At 34.6% G+C, this 26,403-nt stretch carries 25 protein-coding genes and 1 pseudogene; 16 read left to right on the top strand and 10 right to left on the bottom strand.

The annotated features are described in order from the left end of the window. Positions 1 to 34 precede the first annotated feature (34 nt). From ASC72_RS06570 to proC, 6 genes are all read left to right on the top strand, one after another. A complete protein-coding gene (locus tag ASC72_RS06570) occupies positions 35 to 1,816 on the top strand; it encodes a tetratricopeptide repeat protein (RefSeq protein ID WP_056188648.1) in 1,782 nt (593 codons plus the stop codon). A gap of 125 nt (positions 1,817 to 1,941) precedes the next feature. Continuing rightward, complete coding sequence (locus ASC72_RS06565; RefSeq protein WP_056188645.1) at positions 1,942 to 2,253, top strand: DUF4286 family protein; 312 nt, start codon at positions 1,942 to 1,944, stop codon at positions 2,251 to 2,253. Between the two features lie 59 nt (positions 2,254 to 2,312). Next, complete coding sequence (locus ASC72_RS06560; protein ID WP_056188777.1) at positions 2,313 to 2,507, top strand: hypothetical protein; 195 nt, start codon at positions 2,313 to 2,315, stop codon at positions 2,505 to 2,507. Between the two features lie 113 nt (positions 2,508 to 2,620). Continuing rightward, positions 2,621 to 3,406, top strand: coding sequence for a 16S rRNA (adenine(1518)-N(6)/adenine(1519)-N(6))-dimethyltransferase RsmA (gene rsmA / locus ASC72_RS06555; RefSeq protein WP_056188643.1), 786 nt, complete (start codon positions 2,621 to 2,623; stop codon positions 3,404 to 3,406). Then, the gene (mgtE, locus tag ASC72_RS06550; RefSeq protein WP_056188640.1) at positions 3,390 to 4,739 is read left to right on the top strand and encodes a magnesium transporter; all 1,350 of its coding nucleotides are present in this window, start codon (positions 3,390 to 3,392) and stop codon (positions 4,737 to 4,739) included. Before rsmA ends, mgtE begins: the two co-directional genes overlap by 17 nt. A gap of 100 nt (positions 4,740 to 4,839) precedes the next feature. Next, positions 4,840 to 5,616 (top strand): pyrroline-5-carboxylate reductase, encoded by a 777-nt coding sequence (gene proC, locus ASC72_RS06545; RefSeq protein WP_056188637.1) that lies wholly within the window; start codon positions 4,840 to 4,842, stop codon positions 5,614 to 5,616. Positions 5,617 to 5,835: 219 nt separating this feature from the next. Here the strand turns inward: proC and ASC72_RS06540 are convergent, their stop codons facing one another. From ASC72_RS06540 to nhaA, 4 genes and pseudogenes are all read right to left on the bottom strand, one after another. Further along, positions 5,836 to 6,135, bottom strand: a complete 300-nt coding sequence (locus tag ASC72_RS06540) for an antibiotic biosynthesis monooxygenase (RefSeq protein ID WP_056188635.1) — start codon at positions 6,133 to 6,135, stop codon at positions 5,836 to 5,838. 18 nt (positions 6,136 to 6,153) lie between these two features. Then, positions 6,154 to 6,393, bottom strand: a pseudogene (locus ASC72_RS24780) (cytochrome c); the annotation flags it as partial. Positions 6,394 to 6,604: 211 nt separating this feature from the next. Continuing rightward, positions 6,605 to 7,120, bottom strand: a complete 516-nt coding sequence (locus ASC72_RS06530; RefSeq protein ID WP_056188628.1) for a hypothetical protein — start codon at positions 7,118 to 7,120, stop codon at positions 6,605 to 6,607. Between the two features lie 5 nt (positions 7,121 to 7,125). Continuing rightward, positions 7,126 to 8,268, bottom strand: coding sequence for a Na+/H+ antiporter NhaA (nhaA, locus tag ASC72_RS06525; protein WP_056188776.1), 1,143 nt, complete (start codon positions 8,266 to 8,268; stop codon positions 7,126 to 7,128). A gap of 267 nt (positions 8,269 to 8,535) precedes the next feature. On the opposite strand from nhaA, the gene ASC72_RS06520 reads away from it, so the two are divergent. From ASC72_RS06520 to ASC72_RS06505, 4 genes are all read left to right on the top strand, one after another. After that, positions 8,536 to 9,483 (top strand): 2-hydroxyacid dehydrogenase, encoded by a 948-nt coding sequence (locus tag ASC72_RS06520; RefSeq protein WP_056188625.1) that lies wholly within the window; start codon positions 8,536 to 8,538, stop codon positions 9,481 to 9,483. A 212-nt stretch (positions 9,484 to 9,695) separates the two neighbouring features. Further along, positions 9,696 to 10,121: a DUF805 domain-containing protein gene (locus ASC72_RS06515; protein WP_056188622.1), complete on the top strand. Its 426-nt coding sequence runs from the start codon at positions 9,696 to 9,698 to the stop codon at positions 10,119 to 10,121. A 16-nt stretch (positions 10,122 to 10,137) separates the two neighbouring features. Continuing rightward, the gene (locus tag ASC72_RS06510) at positions 10,138 to 10,416 is read left to right on the top strand and encodes a TM2 domain-containing protein (protein ID WP_056188620.1); all 279 of its coding nucleotides are present in this window, start codon (positions 10,138 to 10,140) and stop codon (positions 10,414 to 10,416) included. 77 nt (positions 10,417 to 10,493) lie between these two features. Continuing rightward, complete coding sequence (locus ASC72_RS06505) at positions 10,494 to 10,757, top strand: TM2 domain-containing protein (RefSeq protein ID WP_056188618.1); 264 nt, start codon at positions 10,494 to 10,496, stop codon at positions 10,755 to 10,757. Between the two features lie 63 nt (positions 10,758 to 10,820). On the opposite strand, the gene ASC72_RS06500 is transcribed toward ASC72_RS06505, so the two are convergent. Then, on the bottom strand, positions 10,821 to 12,623 hold the full coding sequence (locus ASC72_RS06500) for a lysophospholipid acyltransferase family protein (protein WP_056188614.1): 1,803 nt from the start codon (positions 12,621 to 12,623) through the stop codon (positions 10,821 to 10,823). Between the two features lie 119 nt (positions 12,624 to 12,742). Between ASC72_RS06500 and ASC72_RS06495 the strand changes: the two genes are divergently transcribed. The 3 genes from ASC72_RS06495 (at position 12,743) to ASC72_RS06485 (ending at position 15,894) form a co-directional block, all read left to right on the top strand. Next, positions 12,743 to 13,504, top strand: a complete 762-nt coding sequence (locus ASC72_RS06495; protein ID WP_056188612.1) for an exodeoxyribonuclease III — start codon at positions 12,743 to 12,745, stop codon at positions 13,502 to 13,504. A 237-nt stretch (positions 13,505 to 13,741) separates the two neighbouring features. Further along, complete coding sequence (locus tag ASC72_RS06490; protein ID WP_056188608.1) at positions 13,742 to 14,686, top strand: OmpA family protein; 945 nt, start codon at positions 13,742 to 13,744, stop codon at positions 14,684 to 14,686. Positions 14,687 to 14,856: 170 nt separating this feature from the next. Beyond that, on the top strand, positions 14,857 to 15,894 hold the full coding sequence (locus tag ASC72_RS06485; RefSeq protein WP_056188605.1) for an aldo/keto reductase: 1,038 nt from the start codon (positions 14,857 to 14,859) through the stop codon (positions 15,892 to 15,894). Positions 15,895 to 16,022: 128 nt separating this feature from the next. Here the strand turns inward: ASC72_RS06485 and ASC72_RS06480 are convergent, their stop codons facing one another. The 5 genes from ASC72_RS06480 to panC all read right to left on the bottom strand — a co-directional run bounded on the left by ASC72_RS06480 (position 16,023) and on the right by panC (position 21,964). Beyond that, positions 16,023 to 17,987: a transglycosylase domain-containing protein gene (locus tag ASC72_RS06480; protein ID WP_056188603.1), complete on the bottom strand. Its 1,965-nt coding sequence runs from the start codon at positions 17,985 to 17,987 to the stop codon at positions 16,023 to 16,025. A 19-nt stretch (positions 17,988 to 18,006) separates the two neighbouring features. Further along, positions 18,007 to 19,368 carry a DNA repair protein RadA gene (gene radA / locus ASC72_RS06475; RefSeq protein ID WP_056188601.1) on the bottom strand — a complete coding sequence of 454 codons (1,362 nt, stop codon included), beginning with the start codon at positions 19,366 to 19,368 and terminating at the stop codon, positions 18,007 to 18,009. Continuing rightward, complete coding sequence (locus tag ASC72_RS06470; RefSeq protein WP_056188599.1) at positions 19,368 to 20,522, bottom strand: alpha/beta hydrolase; 1,155 nt, start codon at positions 20,520 to 20,522, stop codon at positions 19,368 to 19,370. Before ASC72_RS06470 ends, radA begins: the two co-directional genes overlap by 1 nt. Before the next feature lie 198 nt (positions 20,523 to 20,720). Further along, positions 20,721 to 21,071: an aspartate 1-decarboxylase gene (gene panD, locus ASC72_RS06465; RefSeq protein WP_026984155.1), complete on the bottom strand. Its 351-nt coding sequence runs from the start codon at positions 21,069 to 21,071 to the stop codon at positions 20,721 to 20,723. 14 nt (positions 21,072 to 21,085) lie between these two features. Further along, positions 21,086 to 21,964 (bottom strand): pantoate--beta-alanine ligase, encoded by an 879-nt coding sequence (gene panC / locus ASC72_RS06460; protein ID WP_056188597.1) that lies wholly within the window; start codon positions 21,962 to 21,964, stop codon positions 21,086 to 21,088. Between the two features lie 78 nt (positions 21,965 to 22,042). Between panC and ASC72_RS06455 the strand changes: the two genes are divergently transcribed. From ASC72_RS06455 to glmS, 3 genes are read left to right on the top strand one after another with little or no spacing between them, the layout of a single operon-like run. Next, positions 22,043 to 22,849, top strand: a complete 807-nt coding sequence (locus ASC72_RS06455) for a glycogen/starch synthase (protein WP_056188595.1) — start codon at positions 22,043 to 22,045, stop codon at positions 22,847 to 22,849. 21 nt (positions 22,850 to 22,870) lie between these two features. Next, on the top strand, positions 22,871 to 24,466 hold the full coding sequence (locus ASC72_RS06450) for a DUF4270 domain-containing protein (RefSeq protein WP_056188592.1): 1,596 nt from the start codon (positions 22,871 to 22,873) through the stop codon (positions 24,464 to 24,466). Positions 24,467 to 24,475: 9 nt separating this feature from the next. Further along, positions 24,476 to 26,323, top strand: coding sequence for a glutamine--fructose-6-phosphate transaminase (isomerizing) (gene glmS, locus ASC72_RS06445; protein ID WP_056188589.1), 1,848 nt, complete (start codon positions 24,476 to 24,478; stop codon positions 26,321 to 26,323). Positions 26,324 to 26,403 lie beyond the last annotated feature (80 nt).

Raw genomic sequence — 26,403 nt, 5'->3', positions numbered from 1 at the left:
GTGCAAAAACTGAGACTGACTAAAAAACTGAAATATGAAAAACATCCTTATTTATATCGTTTTGTTGTGGTCCGGTTTTGTATTCTCTCAAAATGAGCAACTGGCTCAATATTACTATGATAAAGGTGATTTTGAAAAAGCGAAGATCAGTTACGAAGAGCTTTTAAACAGCGCACCATCAAATACCCAATATTTTTTAAGAACGGTTGATTGTTATCAGCAACTGCAGCAATTTGCTTTGGCTGAAAAAATGATTCAGGATCGTTATAACAGATACAAACAAGGTGTTTTTTTAGTGGAATTAGGGTATAATTTCCAGCTTCAGAAAAACGATTCAAAAGCCAAAAATTACTACGATCAGGCTATCGAAAAAATCAAAACAAATGCGAACGATGTTTACGGAATCGGGAATTCTTTCGAGAAAAAAGTATTGCTGGAATATGCGTTAAAAGCCTATCAAACGGCAATGCAGGTCCAGCCCAATTACAATTTCAATTTCCAAATCGGAATGTTATATGGCCAGTTAGGAAAGACCGATCAAATGATTGATCTTTTACTTACGGAATCTTATCAGAATCCGCAAAATGCCAATTTGATTCAGACACAATTATCGCGTTTTATGAACGGCGAAACCGACAATACGGCTTTTAAAGATGCAATGCGAAAAGCATTAATTCTAAAAACGCAAAAAGATCAGGATGTATTTTGGAATCACTATTTAAGCTGGTTTTATGTACAACAGAAGGAATTTGGCAAAGCTTTTATTCAGGAAAAAGCGATTTACAAGCGCGAACCTGAGTCGCTTTCAAGCATTGTCAATCTAAGTCAGTTTGCACTAAACGAAGATGACACAGAGACGGCGGCTGAAATTCTGAACTTTATTCTTCTTAATACCAAAGATTTAGATTTATTGGTGCAGACCAATTACTATTTAATGGAAATTAAAATTGATAAAGCACAGGAAAAAGAGTATCCAATAATCGATGCTGAATTACAACAATTGCTTACAACCTATGAAATAACTCCTTTTACCTTATCTTTGCAATTAATTCAGGCGCATTTTAAGGCATTTAATTTAAAAAAGCCAGAAGAGGGTATCGCAATTGTAAAAAAGGCCTTAGAGCTTAATTTGAATGATTACCAGGAAGCAGATGCTAAAATGGAGTTGGGAGATATTTTGCTTTTGCAGGAAAAGTTCAATCAGGCGTTAATTTATTATTCGCAGATTCAATTGGATTTAAAGAATGATGTGATGTCGCACGAAGCGAGTTTGAAAGCAGCAAAAACAAGTTATTATAAAACTGATTTTGAATGGGCTTTAAAACAGTTCAAAGAATTAAAGTCGGCTAACACGCAGCTGATTGCCAACGATGCTCTGGAATATTTTTTATTGATAAATGACAACACCGTTGCCGATTCGACACAAACAGCATTGAAGCAGTTTGCAAAAGGTGATTTTTTAATTTATCAGAATAAAAAACAAGAAGCGATTACACAGTTTCAGAACATTCTGAAAACTTATAAAGGACAGGAAATAGAAGCTGTAACAATGTTGCGTTTAGGTAAAATTTACGAAAGTCTGAAGGATTATAATTCGGCTTTAAGCCAATACCAGCAGATCATTGACCATCATAGCGACGGAATTTATGTTGATGAAGCATTGTTTTTTTCGGCAGAAATTTACAACGGCGAATTAAAAGATATTGAAAAAGCAAAAGCTTTGTATGAAAAGGTAATTTTTAACCATCAGGACAGTATTTACTTTGTTGATGCCAGAAAAAAATACCGTGAGTTAAGAGGAGATAAGAATTTGTAAAATTCCAAAAAGCAAATTCCAAATTCCAAAAAGAATAGAATTAATAATATGACGATTTGTTTTAAGATTTTAAGAAGAAAAAAGCTCAGAACCTTAGAACCTTAGAATCTCAGAACCTTTAAAAAATGATAATTTACAACGTTACCACCAATATACACGAAAGCGTTCATGACCAATGGTTAAAGTGGATGCAGGAAAAACACATACCTGAAATTCTGGCAACAGAAAAGTTTTCGTCTGCAAGAATTGTCAGGGTTTTAATTGAAGAAGAGATGGGCGGCATTACCTATTCAGTTCAATATGTTACTGATAGTAAAGAAACACTGGATCAATATTATATTGAAGACGAACCGGCATTTCACAAAGAAGCTTTAGAATTGTTCGCAGACAAAATGCTTTCTTTCAGAACGGAACTGGAAGTTATTTCAGAACATTAATTTGAGTTTTCAGTCTCTCCCAATAGCTATTGGGATCAGATTTCATTAATAAAATTAGTATGGAAATTCGATTTCAAACAAAAGAAGAGAGCAATAGACAGCAGCAAGAGGAATTTTTGAAGTTGTCGAAGGTAGAAAGAATTTATAGTTTTCTGCGTTTAAGTGAGAGAATAAGTAAATTTCCTGTGAAAAATAAGGTAGATAAAAACAAAGATAATTTTCAGATTGTAATTGATCGTAACGATAAAAAATAAAACTTTGCGTCTTCGAGCCTTCGTGGCAAAATAAGAAATAAAAAATAAACTTGGTGTCTTAGCGACTTAGTGGCAAAAGAACCATAGTGCCTTCGCGGTAAATAAAATATATAATGGAAAAAGTAAAGGCCAAAAAACATTTAGGACAACACTTCTTAAAAGATGAAAGTATTGCAAAAGCAATTGCTGATACCTTGAGCTTAAAAGGATACGATGAGGTTCTGGAAATAGGACCAGGAATGGGTGTGTTGACTAAGTATTTGCTTGACAAACCAATTAATACGCACGTGATTGAGATCGATACCGAATCTGTGACGTATTTGGGTGAAAATTATCCGAAATTAAAAGATCAGATTATCTCTCAGGATTTTCTGAAATACAATATCAATGAAGTTTACAAAGACAAACAATTCGCTATAATTGGCAACTTTCCTTATAATATCTCGACTCAGATTGTTTTTAGAACATTAGAGTTTAGAGATCAGATTCCAGAGTTTTCGGGAATGTTTCAAAAAGAAGTTGCGGAGCGAATCTGCGAGAAAAAAGGCTCGAAGGCTTACGGAATCTTATCTGTTTTAGCCCAGGCTTTCTATGTTACTGAGTATTTGTTTACTGTTGACGAAAATGTTTTTATTCCTCCGCCCAAGGTGAAGTCGGGTGTGATGAAAATGACCCGAAAGGAAGATTATAGTCTTCCATGTGGTGAAAAGTTGTTCTTTACGGTAGTGAAAACTGCTTTTCAGCAAAGACGAAAAACATTACGTAACAGTTTGAAAACATTAAATTTAACTGATGATTTGCGATTAGACACTATCTTTGATAAACGTCCCGAGCAACTTAGTGTAGAAGAATTTATTGAACTGACTCAAAAAATAGAAGCCGATGGAGTTCAAAGTTAGCAAAGAATTAATCCACCAATTAGAAGAGCATATTGTTAATAAAAACGACAAAGAACTTGAAGTTTTATTAAACGATTTGCACCACGCCGATATTGCCGAAATCCTGGACGAGCTGGATTTCGACGAAGCAACTTATATTTTCAGGGTTTTAGATAGTGATAAAACAGCAGAAATTCTTCTTGAGTTAGAAGATGATTTGCGTGAAAACATCTTAAGCCGACTTTCGCCTAAAGAAATTGCTGAAGAGCTTGATGAGCTTGAAACCAATGATGCGGCCGATATTATCGGTGAACTTTCACAAGAAATCAAAGCCGAAGTAATTTCGGAAATGCTTGACGTCGAACACGCAAAAGACATTGTCGATTTGTTGCGTTACGACGAAAATTCTGCAGGTGGTTTGATGGGAAAAGAGTTGGTAAAAGTCAATGAAAATTGGAATGTACTGACTTGCGTAAAAGAAATGCGTATTCAGGCAGAAAATGTTTCCAGAGTACATTCGATTTATGTGGTCGATGATGAAAACCGCTTAAAAGGGAGATTATCATTAAAAGATTTGTTGACGACTTCGACTAAAACACAAATTGGTGACATCTATATCAGAAAATTAAATTTTGTAAATGTTGATACTGAAGATGTTGAGGTAGCACGTATCATGCAAAAATACGATTTGGAGGCTATTCCTGTTGTGGATGAACTCGGTCGTTTGGTCGGAAGAATTACAATTGATGATATCGTAGACGTAATCAAGGACGAAGCCGACAAAGATTACCAGTTGGCAGCGGGTATTACACAAGACGTTGAATCAAACGATAGTGTTTTGGAGTTAACCAAAGCGCGTTTACCATGGTTGTTAATTGGTATGGTAATCGAAATTGTGGCTTCTTTTGTATTGAAAGGAAACGAAGCAACATTTCAAAAATATTCCACTTTAATTATTTTTGTTCCATTGCTTTCGGCTACAGCCGGAAATATTGGGGTTCAGGCTTCTGCGATTGTGGTACAAGGTTTGGCAAACGGAACTTTAAAAGAATTCAGCCGAGGTTATTTTAGTAAAGAGATTTCTGTATCGATGATTTCCGGAAGTATTATCTCATTACTTCTTTTAGGATATCATTCGATTATGTACCAACAATATTTAGTGGGAATGGCGATTTCAATTTCGATGATTGTAGTGATTTTATTCGCTGCGACTTTAGGAACTTTAGTGCCTCTTTTTCTTCATAAAAATAAAATCGATCCCGCAATTGCGACAGGTCCGTTTATTACAACAACCAATGACGTTTTTGGAATTATGCTCTACTTTGGAGTGGCCAAATTGATTCTTGGATTTTAGATTTTTGCCACAAATTAATAGATTACAGTGATTTAAGATCCTTAAAATCTATGTAATTTGCAAACCGAAAAGATGCTATTAACCAGCCAATAAATAAGCAATGAAAGTACATATAATTGGAGGAGGGAATCTAGGGGTTTCTATTGCCTTGGGAATTGCCAAATTCTCCAAAAACAATCAGGTTACAGTAACAAGAAGAAACACTGCCAGTATTCAATATTTAACAGAATACGGAATTACGGTTTCTAATGATAATAAACACAATATTCAGGAAGCTGATGTGGTAATTTTAACTATTAAACCGTATCAGGTTGATACTGTTTTTGCTGAAATTTTACCGGTAATCAAAGGCAAAACGATTGCTTCTGCAGTAAGCGGTTTGTCCCTTGATGTGCTTCAATCTAAAACAAATAATGAATATCCGGTAATCCGAATCATGCCGAATATAGCAGCGCAATTTGGTGAATCAGCGACTTGTATTTCTTTTCCTGAAAAAGACAGAGAAAAAGCGTTGCCAATTGTTGATTTGTTCCAGGATTTAGGAACAGCTCCGGTTATTGACGAAAAATTAATGGATGCGGCCACAGTTCTTGGAGCGTGCGGAACGGCTTATGCCTTACGATATATACGTGCGTCTATGCAAGCCGGAATCGAAATTGGTTTTGATTCGCAGACAGCTTTGGCAATTGCAGCACAAACCGTAAAAGGAGCTGCAAAAATGTTGTTAGAGGAAAAAGTGCATCCGGAACAATTAATCGACCGTGTAACCACGCCTCAGGGCTGTACAATCGTTGGTTTGAATGAAATGGAGCACAATGGTTTTAGTTCATCTTTAATAAAGGGAATTAAGACTTCTTTGAAACAGATTAAGGGATAAACTTTAAAAAAGAAATTCCAATATAAAAAATTCCAAATTCCAATGTTTTATCGTTGGGATTTGGAATTTTTTATATTGGAATACTCGGTTTTTTGTTATTTCGACGGAGGAGAAATCACACACGTGGCTCGCCAAAGATCGACGATTTTGATTGCGGAGTTTCTAGTGTGATTTCTCCTTCGTCGAAATGACAATGTTACGTGATAATTAGAGTTTTAATCAACTAAAAACCTCAAAATGCTCAACCTTTTCTTCAAATTCTAAAAGAAAATGAACATCCTCAGGGTAATATTTCGCTTTTTTAAAGTCTTCTCCGGCAAAATTTTTAATTACTTCGAGATTCTCCCAATACGTGATCAAAGTAAAATGACCTTCATTGTTTTTGATATTTCTTAAAAAGGATAATTTTATAAAACCGGGTGTTTTTGAATAATCAGGAATAGCGGTTTTTTGTAGAAATTCGGTGTAAACCTCGTAATCTTCCACTTTTGTTTTTCCGTGCCAGATTCTTGCAATCATAATAAGTAAGTTTTAAAGTTAGTTATTACAGTATTCTATTAAACCAGCAATTTGATTTTCGTCTAAAGTTTTCGAGAATACCATTTTATGATAATCAATTCCATATAATTCAACTTTGTTGCTGTCAATTTTATTTTCTTTATTAGTTAGCCATTTTATATAAATCAAAGAGTCTATTTTTCTAAGTGCCGGTCCAGTAGATTTTGCGTCTTTTTTATGGCAAGCAGCGCAATTTGAATTGAAGATTTCTTTTCCTTTCTCACCGTTTTCTGTGAATTTATGTGTTCCGCAGAAATCTTTTGGGCGATCTTGTGTTGCACAGCCTGGATTTTCTGGTTTAGATGTTTTCATTTGATAAAATATCAACCCAACAAGCAAAATGATCACTACTATTGAAGAAAAAAGTATTTGATTAATTCTTTTCATTTAAAGTAAAATTGGAATTTGGTTATTTAAAAAAATTGGAATTTTACTTTTTTATAAGTTGAATATATTTCAAACCACATTCTGAAATCTTAGTATAAGAATTCGTAGAATTGCCATAATTTTGAATTGTAAGTGTGTCTTTTACATAGCTTGCGTCAATTCCAACTGGTATTTCTAATTCTTTTGGTTCTGATTCTGTAATTGAATCGTTTTCCTGATTGCTGATATCTCCTTCATATTCATCCCATTTTATTCCTTCCAAAAACAAATATTTTTCGTCCGATTCATTTTTAGAAAAAATAGCCTTGCCTTTTGCTCTACGAGTATTTGTTTTTAAGAAGTATTGATATCCGTCTTTGGTCTTTGTTATTTCTACAGAAATGTCACATTCAGCTGTTTTATAAATTCCTTCAATTGATTCTTCGTTTTTATTTGTTTGAAGAGACATCTCGACTTTAGGAATATTTTTCTCTACTACAGTTTCTGCTTTTTTATTGGTACAAGCTGAAATTAGTATAATAGAGAAAATAGTATAAAAGATTTTATAAGTTGATTTCATTGAAGTTAAGTGGTTTTCTTAGACAAAACATACTTCAAATAAACAAATCCGAAAATTCCGGAAAGTACAGAAGCAATCAAAATGGCAATTTTGGAAAAAACAATAGTCTCAGGATCTTTGAAGGCCAAAATGGTAATGAAGATTGACATCGTAAAACCAATTCCGCCCAACATTCCGGCACCTAAAATATGAGTCCATTTTAATTTTTTTGGTAAAACGCAATAACCGGCACTTACACCCATAAAAGAGAAAAGCAAAATCCCTAATGGTTTACCAATAACAAGTCCTAGAATAATTCCGTAAGTATTAGAATGATTTAATCCCTGATGCCAGTCAGAGCCAATTGCAATGCAAGTATTGGCGACAGCAAACAATGGCAGTATTACAAAAGCTACAGGTTTATGTAAAAAGTGTTCCAGTTTATGTGAAATTGATTTTTCGCCACCATCCCCAAACGGAATTACAAATGCCAATATTACGCCCGTAATCGTAGCGTGAACACCAGAATTGAGCATAAAATACCACATAGCAATTCCCCCAATTAAATACGGAATCAGATTGTGGACTTTCATTCGGTTGAAAACAAATAAGACTGCCCAAATTCCTAAAGCAATGGCAAGATTGGCGAAAGAAATTGAAGTGGTATAAAAAATGGCAATTACAATGATAGCGCCCAAATCGTCAATAACAGCCAAGGCGGTTAAAAATACTTTTAGTGAAGGCGGAACCTTGTTTCCTAACAATGACAAAATTCCAATTGCAAACGCAATGTCTGTTGCCATCGGAATTCCGGCTCCATTTTGAGTTGAAGTTCCATAGTTCAAGGCTAAAAATATTCCCGCAGGAACCAACATTCCGCCTAAAGCTGCCATTAAGGGTAAGGAGGCATTTTTAATACTCGATAATTCTCCATGGTAAATTTCGCGTTCCAATTCTAAACCAATCAACAAGAAGAAAATTGTCATTAATCCGTCATTGATCCAGTGTGTGATGGAATGTCCGCCTAAATCTTTTTCCCAAAAAGCTATATATTCAGTCTGAAAAGAGGAATTGGCAAGATAAAGCGAAATAATAGTAACAAAAAGCAATAACAGCCCTCCCGATTTTTCGTTAGCAAAAAAGGATTTAAAAGTTTTAGTCAATTTCATTGGTGAGAATTTAAGCTGATTTGAAGATGAATATCGGAAAGAATTCTCAGCGGAGTTATTTTCAAAGTTAAAAAAAATATAAGCAATAAAAAATTCCGACAAAGGTTAAGACTTTTAAAGTTTGGTTTTAATTATTCTCGCAAAGTAGCCAAGCTGCAAAGTTTAGTTTTTCTTAAGTCATTTTTCTTTGCGCCTCTGCGACTTTGCGAGATTAAAATAAAATAAGCTGTATTTTTGTTTTTCATTAGCATAATAAAAATTTTAGACATGAGTGTAAAAATTCTACATATTGACAGCAACAATCCTATTCTTTGGCAACAACTTGAAGAAGCCGGTTTTGAGAACCACGCCGATTTTAAATCTTCAAAGGAAGAAATTGAAGCTAAAATTCAGGATTATAACGGAATCGTAATCAGAAGCCGTTTTAAAATCGACAAAACGTTTTTAGATAAAGGAGCCAATTTACAGTTTATTGCCAGAGTTGGCGCGGGTTTAGAAAGTATCGATTGCGATTATGCCGAGACAAAAGGAATCCATTTAATTGCTGCCCCTGAAGGTAATCGCAACGCTGTTGCAGAACATTCGTTAGGTGTAATTTTATCTCTTTTTAATAATCTGAATCAGGCTGACGCCGAAATAAGAGCCGGCCATTGGAATCGTGAAAGCAATCGCGGTCATGAACTCGACGGAAAAACGGTCGGGATTATTGGTTATGGAAATATGGGAAAAGCTTTTGCCAAAAAACTTCGCGGTTTTGATGTTGATGTCTTATTTTACGATATTCTGGACAATGTAGGTGACGAAAATGCCACGCAAGTCTCTTTGGAAGAATTACAAAAAAGAACTGATGTTTTGAGTTTACATCTTCCGTGGACACCAGAAACGGACAAAATGGTAAATGCAGTTTTTATAAATGCATTTGCAAAGCCATTTTGGATCATTAATACTTCGCGTGGTAAAAATATCGTTACAGCGGATTTGGTTGAAGCCATGAAGTCTAAAAAGATTCTGGGGGCAGGTTTAGATGTTTTGGAGTATGAGAAATTATCTTTTGAAACCCTTTTTCAGGATAAAAATACGCCGGAAGCTTTTCAATATTTATTAGAAGCTAAAAATGTTTTACTAACACCACACATTGCAGGCTGGACTTTTGAAAGTCATGAACGTTTGGCACAGGTTATTGTAGATAAAATCAAAGCAGTTTATGCTCAATAGCCCAATGTGGCTAAGACTTAAGGAGTTGTATTTTTTCTGTAAAATGAATTTAGTTTTTAATAATAAGTCTTTTCTTTAAAAGTAACATTCGGAATTAGTTTTTAAGATTATTTTTTTCTAATATTGTTCGGAAAATTTTTAACAAAATTTTTAGAGAGGAGCGGCCGAAAATCCTAAAAAGAGTAGGGTTTAACTAACTAATTTTATTAATTATGATTGAATGGTACAAAAAAGTAGTTTTCGAAAACTATGCAAATTTCAGAGGAAGAGCCAGAAGAAGTGAATATTGGTATTTCCGTTTGGCTAGTACAATTATCTTTTTATTGTTTGTTGTTTTAGGAGTTATTATATACGCGGCTACAGATAATGGCCCTTTGGCTCTTGGTTTAGCTTATGGCTTACTTATGCTTTATGCACTAGGAACAATGGTTCCGTCTTTGGCAGTTTCAGTTCGAAGAATGCACGATATTGGTAAAAGTGGCTGGACTATTTTGGTAGCTATGATTCCATTAGTTGGTCCAATTTGGATTTTGGTACTGTTATTCACAGAAGGAGATTCAGGTGAAAACTATTATGGAAATGATCCAAAAAATGAAATTGAAGAAATTAATGAAATCGGAAACGTTGAATTACAATAATTTACAATAAATAAAAATGGAAAATACAAAACCAGAAGCTTGGAACACACCATCAACTCCAACACAAGAGAATAAAAAAGTTGTTGCCGGAGTTCTAGGTATTTTATTAGGAGGATTTGGAATACATAAATTCATCTTAGGATATACACAAGAAGGGATTATTCAAATAGTAATCACTTTGGTTACTTGTGGAATCGGAAGTTTAATAGGCTTCATTGAGGGAATTATTTACCTGACGAAAACAGACGAAGAATTTTATCAGACTTATCAAGTAGGAAAAAAAGGCTGGTTCTAAAACAAAAAAATCCCATCTGCAATGGCGGATGGGTTTTCTTTTTAATGATAATTGATTTTAAAATTTAAATTAAGATTATGGAAAATACACAATCAGAGTTTGGAACTCCTAAGCCAGAAAATAAAAAAGTTGTTGCTGGAATTTTTGGAATTTTACTAGGAGCTTTAGGAATTCATAAATTCTATTTAGGTTACACCAAAGAAGGAATAATTCAAATACTTCTTAATCTTTTATGCGGACTAGGTAGTTTAATAGGACTTATAGAAGGGATTCTTTATCTAACAAAGACCGACGAAGAGTTTTACCAAACGTATCAGGTTGGTAGAAAACCCTGGTTTTAGAATATAAAAAATCCCGTTAGTAATTTTTTACTAACGGGATTTTCTTTTTATATCGAATCACAATTAATCTTCTTTCTCAGATAATTTTCGTTCTAATTCTATTTGAAATTCTTCAATAACAGGTTTCATAGTGCTCTCCGGAATATCGGCGATCCTGATATACATTAAACCGTCAATAGCATTGTTAAATAAAGGATCGACATTAAAAGCTACAACACGCGCATTTTGCTTGATGTATTTCTTAATTAAAACAGGCAAACGTAAATTACCTGGTTCTAATTCGTCAATGATTTTATCAAATTTATTTAAATCTGATTCCGCTTCATCAAAAATAAAATCTTTATCGGCATCTTTCAGTTTTACTTTATAAGCTTTCTTCGGATGAATATATTGTGCAATATAAGGATCGTAATAATTCGATTTCATAAACTCAATCATTAATGACTTAGAGAAATCTGAAAATTGATTACTAATACTTACACCACCTAACAAATATTTGTGTTCAGGATAACGCAAAGTAGTATGGATAATTCCTTTCCATAATAAGAATAAAGGCATTGGTTTTTGCTGATATTCTTTTACGATAAACGCACGACCCATTTCGATCGATTTGTGCATCATATCATGCAATTCTGGTTCGAATCTAAAAAGATCATTAAGATAAAAACCTTCAATTCCGTATTTCGGATAAATTTCAGAACCCAATCCCATGCGGTAAGCACCAGCAATTTTCTTGGTTTCATCATCCCATAAAAACATATGGTGGTAATATTGGTCAAATTTATCGATGTCGATAGATTCATTGGTTCCTTCGCCCACTTCACGGAAAGTAATTTCACGTAAACGGCCAATTTCATGCAATACATTCGGAATAGATTTTGCTGTTGCAAAAAATACTTCGTAGTTTTTACTTTGCAGCAAACGGCAATCACTATTTCTTAAAGCATCAACTTCAGCAATCATTTTTGATTCGCTGGCAGGAGTTACGATTTTTTTAGGCGCTTTTGGTATTTTTAAACTTGCAGTATCAATCAGTTTGCTGTCCTTTTCAAATGGATTGGCAAGCATATACGTTTTCTTTCTTAAGAATTCTGAATACTCTTCAAATGATTCAATTTCGTTTTGTTCGTTTACGGAGATCGGTTTACCAATACGAACTTTAATGACACGATCTTTTTGGGTTAACAATTCAGAAGGCAGTTTTGCAGTACGCAAAGTATCATCAATTTTAGAAAGCCAATAGAATAATTTGCTGTTTTTAGCGTGGAAATAAATCGGTACAACCGGAACTTTTGCTTTTCTGATTAACTTCAAAGCACCCTCTTCCCAAGGTTTATCAACAACTAATTTCCCGTCTTTATAAGTCGAAACTTCCCCGGCAGGGAAAATTCCCAAAGGTTTTCCATCACTTAAGTGGCGCAAAGTTTCCTTAATTCCCACCACGCTTGATTTGGCATCCTTATGGTTTTCAAAAGGATTAACCGGCATGATGTATTTTTTAAGCGGAACAATTCGGTGTAATAAAAAGTTGGCGATGATTTTGAAATTTGGTTCTCTTTCCAACATTAATTTCAACAACAAAATACCGTCAATCCCTCCAAGCGGATGATTTGAGATGGTAATATAAGCACCATCTTTTGGTAAACGTTTTAAATCTTCTTCAGGAATTTCAAATTTGATTTCCATCTCATCCAAAATTCCGTTTAAAAACGCAAGATCCTCTAAATGTTTATTGTGATCGTAAATTTTATTAAGGGTAGAGATCTTAAGAACCTTCATAAGAATCCAGCCTGAAAAAGTACCGAAAACTCCGTACTTATCAACATTTATTGCCTTTGCAACTTCTTTCGCGGTAACTAAACCCATGTACTATTTTTAATTTATTAGAGCAGCGAACAAAGATAACAAAAAACTCTACTTTTCGTTGATTCCAACACAAACTTTCCACTTTTTTATTACATTTGAATTCCTAAAAATAAACTGTAATGAAAATTATTTCTTATAATGTAAACGGAATCAGAGCCGCAATTTCTAAAGGATTTATCGAATGGTTACAACAGGCAAATCCTGATGTTATTTGCCTTCAGGAAATAAAAGCGACCCAGGAACAAATTCCCGTTGATGATATCACGGCCGCAGGCTATCCTTTTCAATATTATTATCCCGCAACAAAAAAAGGGTATAGTGGTGTGGCTATCCTTTCTAAAATAAAACCTAACAATGTCGTTTTCGGAACCGGAATTCATCATATGGACTTTGAAGGTCGTAACCTTCGTGCCGATTTTGATGATTGTTCTGTCATGAGTTTATACCTTCCGTCAGGAACAAATATTGAAAGATTAGATCATAAATTTATGTTTATGGATGACTTTCAAAACTATATCAACGAATTAAAAGTAACTATTCCGAATCTGATTATTTGTGGCGATTACAACATTTGCCACGAAGCGATCGATATTCATGATCCGGTGCGTAATAAAACGGTTTCTGGGTTTTTACCCGCAGAACGTGCCTGGCTTGACGGTTTTATGAAATCCGGATTTATCGATAGTTTCCGTCATTTCAACAAAGACCCGCATCATTATTCGTGGTGGAGTTATCGTGCAGGAGCCCGCGGAAATAACAAAGGCTGGCGTATCGATTATAATTTGGTAAGCGATTCCATGGAGCACCGATTAAAACGTGCTGTTATTCTTCCGGATGCTATACATTCTGATCATTGCCCGGTTTTAGTCGAAATTGAATAAAGTTTGGTATTGTTCTTGTTGAGAGAAAAGCGAACGTAGAACGGATATAATCGAACAGTTTTGGAATTTGGAATTTTTTTTATTGGAATTTCAAGAAGCTATTTCCTGCTGTCCTTCCAAATCTTTTGTGTCCGCCGCAGCGGACACAAAAGGATTTTCCCTCCCATCAGGGCTAGGGTCTCCGTTAAACAAGAAATTTTGAATTATTAATACCCTCCAAATAAAACCAAAAGTAAAATGATTAAAAAGGCCTCTATCGGATTACTAGTTGTGGCGTTGTCTATGACTTCATGTGTATCCAAGAAAATCTACAACGATCTTGAAACCAAATATTCAGATCTTAAAAAAGAAAATCGTTCCATCGCTGATGAAAATGCTGAACTGCAAAAATCAAAAAATCAGCTGGAATTAGATCGTGATAAACTAACCAAAGATTTAGCCAGCACAAAAGACGATCTTGCTAAGCAAAAAGCAGATCTTGCTGCCGAGCAAAAAAAATACAAAGTATTACAGGATTCTTATAATGCATTAGAGAAAAACAGCAATGATGCATTAGAAAGTAATATGGCCAAAAACCGTGAATTGTTAGCGCAATTAGAGGCAAAATCTAAAAAATTAGCCGAAGAGCAAGCGCGTTTAGATAAAACGGCAAGTCGCTTAAACGAACTTGAAGCGATGATCGCTGCAAAAGAAGCGGCAATGAAAAAACTAAAAGAAACGTTATCTAAAGCCTTAAATGGTTTTGAAGGTAAAGGTTTGACAGTTGAACAAAAAAACGGAAAAGTATATGTTTCTATGGAAAACAAATTGCTTTTCAATTCAGGAAGCTGGGCTGTTGGTGTTGAAGGTAGAAAAGCGGTTGTGGAGTTAGGAAAAGTATTAGGAGATAATCCGGATCTTTCAGTTCTCATTGAAGGACACACAGATGACGATCCATATGCAGGTTCAGGACCTATTGCAAACAACTGGGATTTATCAACTAAAAGAGCAACTGCCATTGTAAATATTTTAAGTGAAAACACTAAAATCAACAAACAAAAACTAACAGCAGCCGGTCGAAGCGAATTTTCTCCATTGGCAAGCAACGCAACTCCGGAAGGAAAAGCAAAAAACCGCAGAATCGAAATCATCTTAACGCCAAGATTAGATGAAATCGCTGAAATGCTTAATAGTATTAATTAAAGCACATAGGTTCAAAGGTACAAAGGCTCAGAGTTTTTAACTTTGAGCCTTTTTTATGCTTAAAAGTTTTAAAAGAATCTTGTGCTTTTTTTAACCTTTATCAAATTTTGATTTGAAAAATCCCTTTGTACCTTTGTTCCTCTGCAACTTTGAACCTTAAAAAGAAAAGAATGATCTACACAACTTTACCCAATACCGATATAAAAGTTAGTAAAATATGTCTCGGAACGATGACTTTCGGGCAGCAAAATACAGAAGCAGAAGGTCATGCCCAAATGGATTATGCACTTGAAAGAGGTGTAAACTTTTTTGATACCGCCGAAATGTATTCTGTTCCGGCAAGTGAAGGAACTTACGGAAGTACAGAGAAAATAGTTGGAACCTGGTTTAAAAAGTCTGGAAACCGAGATAAAGTGGTTTTAGCTTCAAAAATTGCGGGTCCAAATGCGAATTTTGGCTATATGCGCGAAAAACTGGATTTCTCACCTGCAAGTATTAAATATGCCGTAGAAAATAGCTTAAAACGCCTTCAAACAGATTATATCGACCTATATCAAATGCATTGGCCGGAACGTAAAACCAACACTTTTGGACAGCGTGCTTTTAAAGTTCAAAATGACCCTTGGGAAGATAATTTCAGAGAAGTTCTGGAGACTTTTGATGGATTAATTAAAGAAGGAAAAATAAAACATATTGGTGTTTCAAATGAAAATGCCTGGGGAATGATGCGTTTTCTCGAAGAAAGCAAATATCAAAACCTGCCAAGAATCAAAACGATTCAAAATCCATATAACTTATTAAATCGTTTATTTGAGGTCGGTTCTGCTGAAGTTTCAATACATGAAAATGTTGGTTTACTCGGATATTCCCCATTAGGATTTGGAACTTTGACGGGAAAATTCTTAACCGGAGAAGAACATCCAAAGGCGAGAATTAAACTTTTTCCTCAATATACACGTTACAACAGCGAGCAATGTACACAAGCAACAAAATTATATCTGGAAATTGCTAAAAAGCACGGATTGACTTTGACAGAATTGGCAATGGGATTTGTGTTGCAACAGCCGTTTCTAACTAGTGTTATTATTGGTGCTACTACTTTGGAGCAATTAAAAGAAAATATTGATACTATCGATGTGATTCTTTCAAAAGAAATCTTAAACGAGATTGAGAAAGTTCAGGCGATTATTCCTGATCCGGCTCCTTAATTAGAATTTATGATAAACACGAATTCCACAAATTAACACAGATTCATCCGTGTTAGTTTGTGGAATTTTTTATTTATAAATATTAAAATTGATGAGAAATAATTCGTGTAAATCTGTGAAATTAGTGTTTACAAATCAAATTCATTATCCATAGCCAAAGAATCAACAGGAACAGCAGTCGAATCCGGAGCTTTAATTTTTATTAAAGAACGGGCATTTCCTGAAATGTAAACAGGTAATTGGCCAAGAGTGTCTTCCGGAATTAAAAGGCCCCGACGAAACATTAAATTCTTTAAGAACTTCTGATTCTTTACGGCATAATCTCTCAAATTACCTTCGTCATTAAACTGATACATGAATTTTCTCGGCTTCGGAATAATCGTAGCCAAAAACAAACATTCATCTACATTTAAAGCGGAAGGGCTTTTTTGGAAGTAAAAATGACTTGCCTCCCCAATTCCATACACATTTGGTCCCCATTCGATAATGTTGAAATACACTTCCAGCATTCTTTCTTTGCTCGCAATGCGATTGTTTTCTAAAATATAAACCAACAGAATTTCTTCCAGCTTTCGAGAAAGCGTTTTTTCACGGGTCAGGAAAACGTTTTTAATCAACTGCATGCTGATCGTACTGGCACCGCGTGAGAATTTTTTGGTTCTGATATTCTTTAGAATCGACTGTTTGAAAGCTTCGTTGATAAAACCACGATGCGAAAAGAAAGACGGATCTTCTGTCGTCAATACTGATTTTCTCAAATAAGGTGAAATCTGATCTAAAGGCGTGTAGTTCGGATTTGCATTTCCAACCAAAATTGGGCGCTGTTGAACATTTTGAATAATGGCGCGATAGACAAATTCTCCATTCAGTTTGTTAAGATTGGCTTCTCCGTATTTCGTGATTCTTAAATCTTCCTTATTCATTTTGCTGTCAAAAACCAGCGTATTGGGTTTGTTTTTATTGAATTTGAAATCCAGTTTATAATCAAAATTTCCCGTCGCTTCCATTCCCTGAAAATGGGTGAACAATCCGTCTGGCAACGAAACAATAAAATCCTGTGCTTTCATTTTCGGAATAGTAACTTTCAAAGTATAAACCGTGTCTGATTCTGTGTTGTAAGAAACATAAGGCTTTACTTTTATCTTGTTCAATTGCATGCTCGAGGTGCTGTCAATCGAAATAAAATCATCTCCCAACAAAAAACGATAATCAAAACGGGCATTTTTGATCACAACATCTTTGCTGGCAATTTTTAGGTGATTGATTTTTAAATTGGTAATCGAAGTAAAACCGTCAATATGCAATTCGTTTCCGTCTTTATCAATGTTTTCAACGTTTAAACGAATGGAATCAAAACTCGCTTTAAGATTGTAACGTTCATCCAAATATGGAACACGAATGGCACCGGTATCCAGATTGAAAAATCGGATGTCTGCTTTTTTGTTTCTGGGATCCGCAAAACCTTTTATGTTCCAGCGCTGATCGAAATTTTTGCTTTGCACATGAAGATTGGTTTCGAGCTGTTTGTTATCTAAAACGAGTTTACTAATCGAAATTGAGGCTTTTTTACCGTTATCATCAATTCTGAAATTCAGGTTTTCCAAATTCATATCGGTCGGAACCAAATTCAGCAATTTTGAGATAATGCGATAGGCAAAAGTCGCGTATTTTCTTTTTTCGTTAGTATCCGACTCTGATTTGTCTCTTTTCAAAAAGGCATCAAAATTTCGAATCTTTCCTTTTTTTACAAATTGAACGTAGCCGTTGTTGATTTTCAAAGTTCCAACCTGAACATCACCAATTAATAAACTGGATAAGCTGATACTGGTTTCAATTTTATGAATGTGAAAAAGCGTGTCTGCATTTTTCGGAACCAGAATAACATCCGTTAATTTAATCGTGGACAAACCATCAAATGAGGCAGATTTTACTGAAAAAGTGCTATTATAATCAACATTCATTTTGCGGGTTACTTTGGCAATGGCTTGTTTTAAAAGCGAATCGCGAAAAAAGTAAAGTCCTGAAAAAAGCACTGCTAATACCAGGGCAAGTATTAAGAGTGCTTTAGAAATTTTTTGTTTTGGAAAATTCATAAAGTAGGTTTATAAAAAATTAACCAAATAAAATACTGGCTACATCTTCAATTTTAGCGACAAGCTCAATTTTGATTCCGGTATTTTTTAAGGCGATTTTATTGTACTTGGATACAAAGATAGTATTGAATCCTAATTTTTCAGCTTCCTGAATGCGTTGGTCCACACGATTTACCGGGCGAATTTCTCCTGAAAGACCAACCTCACCGGCAAAACAAAAACCTTTTGTAACCGGAATATCTTCATTGGAGGATAAAATGGCGGCAACAACGGCTAAATCAATTGCGGGATCGTCTACAGAAATTCCACCAGTTACATTCAGGAAAACGTCTTTAGCGCCTAAACGAAATCCGGCTCTTTTTTCTAAAACAGCCAGAATCATGTTTAATCTTTTGGCATTGTAGCCAGTTGTGCTTCGTTGTGGAGTTCCGTAAACTGCGGTACTTACAAGTGATTGTATTTCGATCATTAACGGACGCATGCCTTCCATTGTAGTGGCGATAGCAGTTCCGGACATCTCTTCGTCTTTGTGAGAAATCAATATTTCAGACGGATTACTCACTTCTCGCAAACCGCTGCCTAACATTTCATAAATTCCCAATTCGGCAGTTGAGCCAAAACGGTTTTTTAAGGAACGCAAAATGCGGTAAACGTGATTTCGATCCCCTTCAAATTGCAAAACGGTATCGACCATATGCTCCAGAATCTTAGGTCCGGCGATATTTCCATCCTTAGTGATATGTCCGATTAAAATAACCGGAATATTGGTTTCTTTAGCAAATTTGATTAACTCGGCGGTAGTTTCCCTAATTTGAGAAATACTTCCGGCTGTAGATTCAATATAATCCGTATGCAAAGTCTGAATAGAATCAATAATGACAATTTCAGGCTGAATAGCTTCAATTTGTTTGAAGATGTTTTGCGTTTTTGTTTCTGTCAGAATATAACAATTGTCACTATTTGGCGTAATTCTTTCGGCACGCATCTTTATTTGTTTCTGACTTTCTTCACCGGAAACATATAAAGTTTTATAAGGTAATTTTAATGAAATCTGAAGCAAAAGGGTACTTTTTCCTATTCCGGGTTCACCTCCCAAAAGGGTCAAAGAGCCAGGAACGATTCCACCGCCTAAAACACGATTCAATTCACCATCAGTGGTATCCATTCGGATTTCCTGAGCCGAATCAATTTCATTGATTTTTAATGGACGTGGTGCTTTACCGGTTGAGGTCGGTTCACTCTTCCATGCTACTTTTTCCTGTTTCTGAATGATTTCTTCGGCAATAGTATTCCATTCTTTGCAGGCATTGCATTGTCCTTGCCATTTGGCATATTGAGTTCCGCAATTCTGACAAAAAAAGGAAGTTTTAACTTTAGACATTATTTGGTTTTTTTGGCAAGTGTATTCATTTCGTCAATTTTCTCGTACATCAAATCCTTGTTCAAATCGCCAATTGGCTCCATTTGCGAAGCGTTTTGGTATTTTTTTGAAGCTCTTTTAGGATCTCCCATTTTCTCATACATCAATCCTAATTCGTATTCTCCTAACATCGCCTTTGGATAATTTACATTTCCAATTTCGGCCATTTTGCCTAATTCGTCGTAAGCATTCTTTTTTAAGATAATATTTTCAATTACTTTAAAATCACTCATTCTTACCGGAATCTGAACGCCCAGAACTTTAGACATAACATTGTATTTGTTCTCCAGATAATCAGCATAACCAGATTCAAGAATTGCTATTTTCTCATTAAATTCGGCAGAATTTATCGGTCTGTAAACTTCAAATATCTGATATAAAGCACTTGGAATAGAGTGTAAAACTTCAGTGTAATGTGAAGTATTTTTAAATACATCGTATTTATAATTCACTAATGGATTATTAGCGATTCTAATATTGCTGTCTAATTTTTCTATAGGTTCCTTTATTTTTTTGATATCTCCATCAGCTGCAGATAAATAGTAAAAGAAAGGCTCTGTTACTTTAGCAAATTTTTCCGGAACGCGTACTTCCATTTTAGGAGCCAATTCAGGACTTAAGCAGATATAAGCGTTGAAAAGAGGTTGTTCTTTGTATAAATAAAAATTGATAAAACTAGCTGTAACGTCATGACCAGCGATAATTTTGAAAGGAGCTGTGCGGTATTTTTTCTCAATATAAGGAAGTAATTCTGCACCAATAAATTCGAAGAATTCGGCACCTTTTTCAAAAGGTAATCCTGTGTTTTGATCGATTGTAGTATCGTTGTAACGTTCTTCATCTTTATTTTGATGAACACCAATAATGATCATTTCAGGTAAATCTCCCCAATAGGAACCATAGCTTGCAGCTCCGGAAAAAGGGTCAAACAAATAATCGCCGTCTAATAAATATAAAACAGGATATTTTTTTTCTGGATTAGCTTCATAAGAAGCAGGAAGTCCGATGGTTATTCTTCTTTCCTCTCCCAGTTTTTCAGATTGAATGTTGTCAAATTTTTTCTGTGAGAAGACAGAAACAGAAATTAAGGTCAGTAGCAAATAAACTTTTTTCATGAGTTGGGGCATTTCAGTGAATTAAAAAGTATTGAAATAGTGTAGCAATATAACAATTTATTTGCTTTTTTGTTATTTAGGATTTTAAAAAAGCAAGGAAGTTTTCTGTCTGGAATTTACTTTATTTTAGACAATAGTAATCATGTTTGACAAAATAATCTTGTCAAACGGAAAGGAAATATGGTGTAAAAGAAAAACTTAGGTTAGCGAATTATCGTTTTCATTTGGGAAGATAATCCATGGTTTGAAGGTTTTTGCTTCTTCAAAATCAAGGGTTGCATATGAAATGATAATGATAATATCGTCTTTTTGAACTTTTCTTGCAGCAGGGCCATTCAGGGTAATGTCACCCGAATTTTTTTCTCCCTTAATTGCGTAAGTTTCAAAACGTTCGCCATTATTGATGTTTACAATAGATACTTTTTCTCCTTCAATAATATTTGAAGCTTCCAGTAATGTTTCGTCAATAGTAATACTGCCGATGTAATTTAAATCAGCTCCAGTTACTTTTACACGATGAATTTTAGATTTTATAACTTGAATTTGCATGCTGCAAAGGTAAATTAATTTAATGAAATGGTGTCAATCAGTCTTATAGAATTAACAAATACCGCTATAAAGGCACGATAGTTTTTGTCTTTAATTTTGTTTTCTATAGGTAATAATGTGGATTCGTCAGCAATAACAAAATATTCAAGTTCAAATCTTGGATTGTCTTTGAAAGAATTTTTAACAAATTCTATAGTTTCTTCCGGAGTTTTTGTTTTGAATATTTCTTTGGCCTCGGTTAGGGTTTTATAAATAATAGCTGCTTCTTTTCGTTCTTCAGGAGTTAAGCGTTCATTTCGCGAGCTCATAGCCAGCTGATTGTCTTCTCTGAAAATTGGACAGCCAACAACATTTACAGGCAAATGGTTTTTCTCGACCATTTTTTTTACGATCTGTAATTGCTGAAAATCTTTTTCGCCAAAATAAGCATTGGTTGGAGTAACAATCTCAAATAATCGTTTCACAATAGTTCCAACTCCGTTAAAATGTCCGGGTCTGAATTTTCCTTCCATTTGATTTTCCAGTCCGTCAAAATCAAAATCCTGCGAAATAGTGTGTCCTTCATATATATCATCTACAGAAGGAGCATACAAAATCATTTTGTCACTTAAACCTCGCATTTTTTTAACGTCTTCTTCAAGTGTTCTTGGGTATTTTGCAAGATCTTCAGGGTTGTTAAATTGGGTAGGGTTGACGAAAATACTAACAACAGTATCATCGTTTTCTTTAAGAGATCGTTGCATTAAAGCCAGATGCCCTTGGTGTAAAGCGCCCATTGTTGGTACAAATCCGATAGTTGAATTTGCGGTTTTGATAGTTTTTAAATAAGCTATCAAAGCTACTTTACCGTAGAAAATATGCATGGCGGTATTATTAAAATTTAGTGCAAACATAATATATTAGTTATAAACTGCATAAATTTTTGTAATTTTGCAACGTTTTTATTACCAAAAATTAAGTAAAATACTATTATGAAAGATAAGAGGATATTATATGTATCATCTGAAGTCGTGCCTTATTTGGCTGAAAATGAGGTTTCTTTAATGTCTTATGACGTTCCCAAAATGATTAATGATCAGGGAGGTCAGATAAGAATTTTCATGCCAAGATATGGAAATATCAACGAACGAAGACACCAGTTACATGAAGTGATTAGACTTTCAGGAATGAATTTGGTAGTGAATGACTTAGATATGCCATTGATTATTAAGGTAGCTTCAATTCCGAAAGAAAGGATTCAGGTTTATTTTATCGATAATGATGAATATTTTAAGCGTAAAGCAACTTTTGCTGACGAGGAGGGAGTTTTGTATCCTGATAATGACGAAAGAGCCATATTTTTTGCAAAAGGAGTTGTTGAAACGGTAAAAAAATTAAATTGGGTTCCGGATATTATCCATGTTCACGGTTGGTTGGCTGCTATGTTGCCAATTTACATGAAACATTATTATAAAAACGAAGCTTTATTTTCTGAAACTAAAATCGTAACGTCTGTATACGGGCAATCTTTTGACGAAAATTTAGATTTGGAAATGATCAACAAGGTGAAATTCGATGGCGTTCCACATGAGTCCGTTGCTGATTTAGAAATACCTAATTACGAAAATATCTTAAAGGCCAGTATATTGCATTCTGATGCCGTTATTATAGCGTCTGAAAACGTATCCCCAAGTTTAACAAAATTTATAGAATCTTCAGGAAAACCTTTTTTACCTTTCGCCACGAAAGATGCATTCGCTGAAGCGTATACAAATTTCTATAAAAGTATGGGTCTTTAAATTTTAACTTTATTATTAAACATGTATAATACTTCTTTTATTAAGAAAATTCTATTAGTTGCAACGGTTGTTCTTTTCTATTCTTGCGATAAAGATTTTAATGCGATTGGTGATGATTTGATCGGAGATAACCATTTTGATTTAGCGCCTGAAAAATATGATGTTTTGGCTTATAACCAGGAAATTACGCCAATTCAATCAAATGGATTAGCAATTAATGGATTAGGTATTTATGATAATCCTGTTTTAGGAACTACAAACGGTAATTTTGCTACTCAGCTTACATTAGTTGACTATGCTCCAACTATTGGTGAAGAGCCGGTTGTTGAAAGTGTGTTGTTGAATATTCCTTACTTTAGTCATGTAAAAAGTACAAATACTGATGGAAGCCGTGTTTATGAGTTAGATTCTATTTTTGGGGCACCAGAAGGTAACCTTAAATTAAGTGTTTACGAATCTGGCGTTCAGATGCGTAGTTCTTATTTTGATAACGGATCACAATTGGCACAATTGTATTATACAGATCAAAATGCTGATTTTGATAATTTTAAAAAAGGAAATCGATTAAACGATGATCCAAATGTATTGCAGAATGACCAGTTCTTTTTTGATGCTAAAGAGCTAGTAGATGTAACGACTGATGCTACAACTGGTAAAGAGACTACAACAAGAGTTGCTCCGGAAATGCGCCTAAATTTAAATAAAGATTTTTTTCAGGCTAAAATCTTAAATGCCGCAGCTTCAAAACTTGCAAATGGTGATGCTTTTCAGGAGTATTTCAGAGGACTCTATTTTAAGGCAGAGAAAGCAGGACTTAAGAGCAATATGGCGCTTTTAGATTTTTCTAAAGGTAAAATAACAATTAAATATAAGGCCAAAACTGCTATTACAACAGACGCAGAAACTGTAAAAGAAGATAAATCTCTCGTAATTAATTTAGCTGGTGCTGCTGTTAGTTTGTTAAATGATACTAAAAACACCAACTATGATACTGCGATAAAGAATCCTGATAACACTAATGGTGATGAAAATCTTTATTTAAAAGGTGGTCAGGGGTCACTTGCTGTAATAGACCTTTCTAATTTTGCAACGAAATTAGCTGAAATCAGAACAAATAAGTGGATTGTAAATGAAGCAAATTTGGTTTTTTATGTTGATTCTGATAAAATGAAAGATTCAGACTACGAGCCAAAAAGAGTTTATTTGTATGATTTAACAAATAATGTTCCGTTAATAGATTATTCTGACGGAACTAGCGGATTTGCAGGTAGTGATCCTAAAGCAACGAGATATATTTTTGGAGGTCTTTTAGAGGTTGATGCTACTACTAAACGTGGAAAATCATACAAGGTGAGAATTACAAATCACATCAGGAATCTTATAAAAGATGCTACAGCTGTGAATGTAAAATTAGGTTTAGTTGTAACAGAAAGCATTGATCTAGTGGCTTCAAACAAATTGAAAAATAGGATTCAAATAAATCCAAACGAGTATTTTTCAGAAGCACCAAGAGGATCAGTTATGAGTCCGGTGGGAACTATATTATATGGAAGTAAAGCTACTGTACCGGATGATAAGAGATTGAGACTTGAAGTTTACTATACGAAACCAAATTAATAAATATATATGTGTGGAATTGTTGGATATATCGGCCATCGAGAGGCGTATCCTATTGTTATAAAAGGACTAAAGCGACTCGAATACAGAGGATATGATAGTGCAGGAGTTATGTTGTATGATAATTCAGGCGTTAAACTTTGTAAAACAAAAGGTAAAGTTTCGGATCTTGAAGCTAAAACAAAAGATGGTTTTACGACCAACGGAACTATTGGGATTGGACACACTCGTTGGGCCACCCATGGAGTGCCAAATGATGTAAATTCACATCCGCATCTTTCTAATTCTGGTGAATTAGTGATTATTCACAACGGGATTATAGAAAATTATGCACCACTTAAAGAAGAATTAATAAAAAGAGGGTATATTTTTAAATCGGATACTGATACAGAAGTTTTAGTGAACTTAATTGAAGAAGTTCAGAAAAATGAAGGTATAAAATTAGGAAAGGCAGTTCAAATTGCTTTGAATCAAGTGGTGGGTGCCTATGCAATTGCAGTTTTTGATAAAAAAAATCCTAATGAAATTGTCGCTGCCAGATTAGGAAGCCCTTTGGCTATTGGTGTTGGTGAAGGAGAATATTTTATTGCTTCTGATGCTTCTCCTTTTATTGAATACACTTCAAATGCAATTTATCTTGAGGATGGTGAAATGGCAAACATTAGATTGCACAAGCCTCTTAAAGTTAGAAAAATAAAAGATGACTCTTTAGTAGATCCTTATATTCAGGAGCTTCAAATGAATTTGGAGCAAATTGAAAAAGGTGGTTATGACCATTTTATGCTTAAAGAAATCTACGAGCAACCGAGTGTTATAAAAGATACCTACAGAGGAAGACTTCACGCAAATGAAGGAATTGTTCAAATGGCTGGTGTTGAAGATAATCTTGAGAAATTCTTAAATGCGAAACGAATTCTGATTGTTGCTTGTGGTACTTCGTGGCATGCAGGACTAGTAGCGGAATATATTTTTGAAGAATTTACACGTATTCCTGTTGAAGTAGAATATGCTTCTGAATTTAGATATAGAAACCCAATTATTAATAAAGATGACATTGTAATCGCTATTTCTCAATCTGGAGAAACTGCAGACACTATGGCTGCTATTAAATTGGCAAAAGAAAATGGTGCTTTTGTATTTGGAGTTTGTAATGTTGTAGGTTCTTCTATTTCAAGAGAAAGTCACGCAGGTGCTTATACACACGCAGGGCCAGAAATTGGAGTGGCATCTACTAAAGCCTTTACTACTCAAATCACAGTTTTAACTATGATTGCTTTAAGATTAGGAAAAGCAAAAGGTACTTTATCAAATACTGATTTCCATACTTATTTACAAGAATTAGAAATAATTCCTGAAAAAGTAGCTGAAGCATTAGAAACAAATGAAAGAGCAAAAGAAATTGCTGCTGCTTTTAAAGATGCCCCAAATTGCCTGTATTTAGGTCGTGGATATAACTTTCCGGTTGCACTTGAAGGAGCTTTAAAACTGAAAGAGATATCATATATTCACGCTGAAGGTTATCCTGCAGCTGAAATGAAACACGGTCCAATTGCTCTTATTGATGAGCATATGCCCGTTATTGTTATTGCGCCCAAACAAGGGCACTATGATAAAATTGTAAGTAACATCCAGGAAATAAAATCAAGAAGCGGAAAAATCATCGCTGTTGTTACTAAAGGCGATACTCAGGTTCGCGAGTTAGCGGATTATGTTATTGAGATTCCTGAAACTTCAGATGCCTTGTCTCCGTTAATTACTACAATACCATTGCAATTGCTTTCTTACCATATTGCTGTAATGAGAGGTTGTAATGTTGATCAGCCACGTAACTTAGCTAAATCTGTTACTGTAGAATAAGTTTATAATTTATAATATGTTAAAAAGCGAGATTTACGTCTCGCTTTTTTTTATTGTCAAATTTTTTTTCTTACCCGCTA

The sequence above is a fragment of the Flavobacterium sp. Root420 genome (genome assembly GCF_001427905.1).
GTDB lineage: Bacteria > Bacteroidota > Bacteroidia > Flavobacteriales > Flavobacteriaceae > Flavobacterium.
Note: the sequence above shows the minus strand (reverse complement) of the source record. Positions and strands in the feature narration are given on the sequence as shown.

What these genes read in the sequence shown, in the direction of transcription:
- ASC72_RS06570 (WP_056188648.1), top strand. Translation starts at nt 35, where the DNA reads ATGAAAAACATCCTTATTTATATCGTTTTGTTGTGGTCCGGTTTTGTA.
- ASC72_RS06565 (WP_056188645.1), top strand. Translation starts at nt 1,942, where the DNA reads ATGATAATTTACAACGTTACCACCAATATACACGAAAGCGTTCATGAC.
- ASC72_RS06560 (WP_056188777.1), top strand. Translation starts at nt 2,313, where the DNA reads ATGGAAATTCGATTTCAAACAAAAGAAGAGAGCAATAGACAGCAGCAA.
- rsmA (WP_056188643.1), top strand. Translation starts at nt 2,621, where the DNA reads ATGGAAAAAGTAAAGGCCAAAAAACATTTAGGACAACACTTCTTAAAA.
- mgtE (WP_056188640.1), top strand. Translation starts at nt 3,390, where the DNA reads ATGGAGTTCAAAGTTAGCAAAGAATTAATCCACCAATTAGAAGAGCAT.
- proC (WP_056188637.1), top strand. Translation starts at nt 4,840, where the DNA reads ATGAAAGTACATATAATTGGAGGAGGGAATCTAGGGGTTTCTATTGCC.
- ASC72_RS06540 (WP_056188635.1), bottom strand. Translation starts at nt 6,135, where the DNA reads ATGATTGCAAGAATCTGGCACGGAAAAACAAAAGTGGAAGATTACGAG.
- ASC72_RS06530 (WP_056188628.1), bottom strand. Translation starts at nt 7,120, where the DNA reads ATGAAATCAACTTATAAAATCTTTTATACTATTTTCTCTATTATACTA.
- nhaA (WP_056188776.1), bottom strand. Translation starts at nt 8,268, where the DNA reads ATGAAATTGACTAAAACTTTTAAATCCTTTTTTGCTAACGAAAAATCG.
- ASC72_RS06520 (WP_056188625.1), top strand. Translation starts at nt 8,536, where the DNA reads ATGAGTGTAAAAATTCTACATATTGACAGCAACAATCCTATTCTTTGG.
- ASC72_RS06515 (WP_056188622.1), top strand. Translation starts at nt 9,696, where the DNA reads ATGATTGAATGGTACAAAAAAGTAGTTTTCGAAAACTATGCAAATTTC.
- ASC72_RS06510 (WP_056188620.1), top strand. Translation starts at nt 10,138, where the DNA reads ATGGAAAATACAAAACCAGAAGCTTGGAACACACCATCAACTCCAACA.
- ASC72_RS06505 (WP_056188618.1), top strand. Translation starts at nt 10,494, where the DNA reads ATGGAAAATACACAATCAGAGTTTGGAACTCCTAAGCCAGAAAATAAA.
- ASC72_RS06500 (WP_056188614.1), bottom strand. Translation starts at nt 12,623, where the DNA reads ATGGGTTTAGTTACCGCGAAAGAAGTTGCAAAGGCAATAAATGTTGAT.
- ASC72_RS06495 (WP_056188612.1), top strand. Translation starts at nt 12,743, where the DNA reads ATGAAAATTATTTCTTATAATGTAAACGGAATCAGAGCCGCAATTTCT.
- ASC72_RS06490 (WP_056188608.1), top strand. Translation starts at nt 13,742, where the DNA reads ATGATTAAAAAGGCCTCTATCGGATTACTAGTTGTGGCGTTGTCTATG.
- ASC72_RS06485 (WP_056188605.1), top strand. Translation starts at nt 14,857, where the DNA reads ATGATCTACACAACTTTACCCAATACCGATATAAAAGTTAGTAAAATA.
- ASC72_RS06480 (WP_056188603.1), bottom strand. Translation starts at nt 17,987, where the DNA reads ATGAATTTTCCAAAACAAAAAATTTCTAAAGCACTCTTAATACTTGCC.
- radA (WP_056188601.1), bottom strand. Translation starts at nt 19,368, where the DNA reads ATGTCTAAAGTTAAAACTTCCTTTTTTTGTCAGAATTGCGGAACTCAA.
- ASC72_RS06470 (WP_056188599.1), bottom strand. Translation starts at nt 20,522, where the DNA reads ATGAAAAAAGTTTATTTGCTACTGACCTTAATTTCTGTTTCTGTCTTC.
- panD (WP_026984155.1), bottom strand. Translation starts at nt 21,071, where the DNA reads ATGCAAATTCAAGTTATAAAATCTAAAATTCATCGTGTAAAAGTAACT.
- panC (WP_056188597.1), bottom strand. Translation starts at nt 21,964, where the DNA reads ATGTTTGCACTAAATTTTAATAATACCGCCATGCATATTTTCTACGGT.
- ASC72_RS06455 (WP_056188595.1), top strand. Translation starts at nt 22,043, where the DNA reads ATGAAAGATAAGAGGATATTATATGTATCATCTGAAGTCGTGCCTTAT.
- ASC72_RS06450 (WP_056188592.1), top strand. Translation starts at nt 22,871, where the DNA reads ATGTATAATACTTCTTTTATTAAGAAAATTCTATTAGTTGCAACGGTT.
- glmS (WP_056188589.1), top strand. Translation starts at nt 24,476, where the DNA reads ATGTGTGGAATTGTTGGATATATCGGCCATCGAGAGGCGTATCCTATT.